The 1,906-nt window shown below is 53.8% G+C and carries 1 tRNA gene and 1 rRNA gene; both read right to left on the bottom strand.

Annotated elements, in window-relative coordinates:
* Positions 1-77, bottom strand: a tRNA-Ile gene (locus tag JIF53_RS00285).
* A gap of 89 nt (positions 78-166) precedes the next feature.
* Positions 167-1,707: ribosomal RNA gene (locus JIF53_RS00280) — 16S ribosomal RNA — on the bottom strand.
* Positions 1,708-1,906 lie beyond the last annotated feature (199 nt).

The following is a 1,906-nucleotide window of genomic DNA, read 5'->3' as shown; positions in this document are numbered from 1 at the left end:
TGGTGGGTCTGGGTGGACTTGAACCACCGACCTCACCCTTATCAGGGGTGCGCTCTAACCACCTGAGCTACAGACCCAAAACACGGGCCTGCATAGACCCATCTGCTCTCTTTATTAGCCAACCAAGTAATTCGTGTGGACTCTGACCGAAGCATTCGGCTTCGTTTAAGGAGGTGATCCAGCCGCAGGTTCCCCTACGGCTACCTTGTTACGACTTCACCCCAGTCATGAACCACACCGTGGTAATCGTCCTCCCGAAGGTTAGACTAACTACTTCTGGTGCAATCCACTCCCATGGTGTGACGGGCGGTGTGTACAAGGCCCGGGAACGTATTCACCGCGACATTCTGATTCGCGATTACTAGCGATTCCGACTTCACGGAGTCGAGTTGCAGACTCCGATCCGGACTACGACGCGTTTTAAGGGATTGGCTCACTCTCGCGAGTTGGCAGCCCTCTGTACGCGCCATTGTAGCACGTGTGTAGCCCTGGCCGTAAGGGCCATGATGACCTGACGTCATCCCCACCTTCCTCCGGTTTGTCACCGGCAGTCTCCCTGGAGTTCTCAGCATTACCTGCTAGCAACCAGGGATAGGGGTTGCGCTCGTTACGGGACTTAACCCAACATCTCACGACACGAGCTGACGACGGCCATGCAGCACCTGTCTCAGAGTTCCCGAAGGCACCAATCCATCTCTGGAAAGTTCTCTGGATGTCAAGGCCAGGTAAGGTTCTTCGCGTTGCGTCGAATTAAACCACATGCTCCACCGCTTGTGCGGGCCCCCGTCAATTCATTTGAGTTTTAACCTTGCGGCCGTACTCCCCAGGCGGTCAACTTAGTGCGTTAGCTGCGCCACTAAGACTTCAAGAGTCCCAACGGCTAGTTGACATCGTTTACGGCGTGGACTACCAGGGTATCTAATCCTGTTTGCTCCCCACGCTTTCGCACCTCAGTGTCAGTGTTGGTCCAGGTAGCCGCCTTCGCCACTGGTGTTCCTTCCTATATCTACGCATTTCACCGCTACACAGGAAATTCCACTACCCTCTACCACACTCTAGTCTGACAGTTCGAAATGCCGTTCCCAGGTTAAGCCCGGGGCTTTCACATCTCGCTTACCAAACCACCTACGCGCGCTTTACGCCCAGTAATTCCGATTAACGCTTGCACCCTCCGTATTACCGCGGCTGCTGGCACGGAGTTAGCCGGTGCTTCTTCTGTAGGTAACGTCAAGCCTCATGGGTATTAGCCATAAGGTTTTCCTCCCTACTGAAAGTGCTTTACAACCCGAAAGCCTTCTTCACACACGCGGCATGGCTGGATCAGGGTTGCCCCCATTGTCCAATATTCCCCACTGCTGCCTCCCGTAGGAGTTCGGGCCGTGTCTCAGTCCCGATGTGGCTGATCATCCTCTCAGACCAGCTACGGATCGTCGCCTTGGTAGGCCTTTACCCCACCAACTAGCTAATCCGACTTAGGCTCATCCAATAGCGCAAGGTCCGAAGATCCCCTGCTTTCTCCCGTAGGACGTATGCGGTATTAATCCGGGTTTCCCCGGGCTATCCCCCACTACTGGGCAGATTCCTAAGCATTACTCACCCGTCCGCCGCTCGTCAGCGGGAAGCAAGCTTCCCCTGTTACCGCTCGACTTGCATGTGTTAAGCCTGCCGCCAGCGTTCAATCTGAGCCATGATCAAACTCTTCAGTTTAAATCATACAAGAACCCGAAAGCTCTTAATTCTTGCTCAAGACAAAACTCAATTTCGACGAGTCACTGTCCTGATATTTCGTGTCCGAAATACCTCGGCCAGCGCCCACACGAATTACTTGGTTAACTTTTTAAAGAGCGTTTGAGCTGTTGCTCAATCAAGGCCGCGTATTCTACATCGTTCCGCTGCCCTGTCAACC

The organism is Marinobacter sp. bablab_jr008 (genome assembly GCF_016464145.1).
In the GTDB taxonomy this organism is placed as follows: Bacteria; Pseudomonadota; Gammaproteobacteria; order Pseudomonadales; family Oleiphilaceae; genus Marinobacter; species Marinobacter nauticus.
Note: the sequence above shows the minus strand (reverse complement) of the source record. Positions and strands in the feature narration are given on the sequence as shown.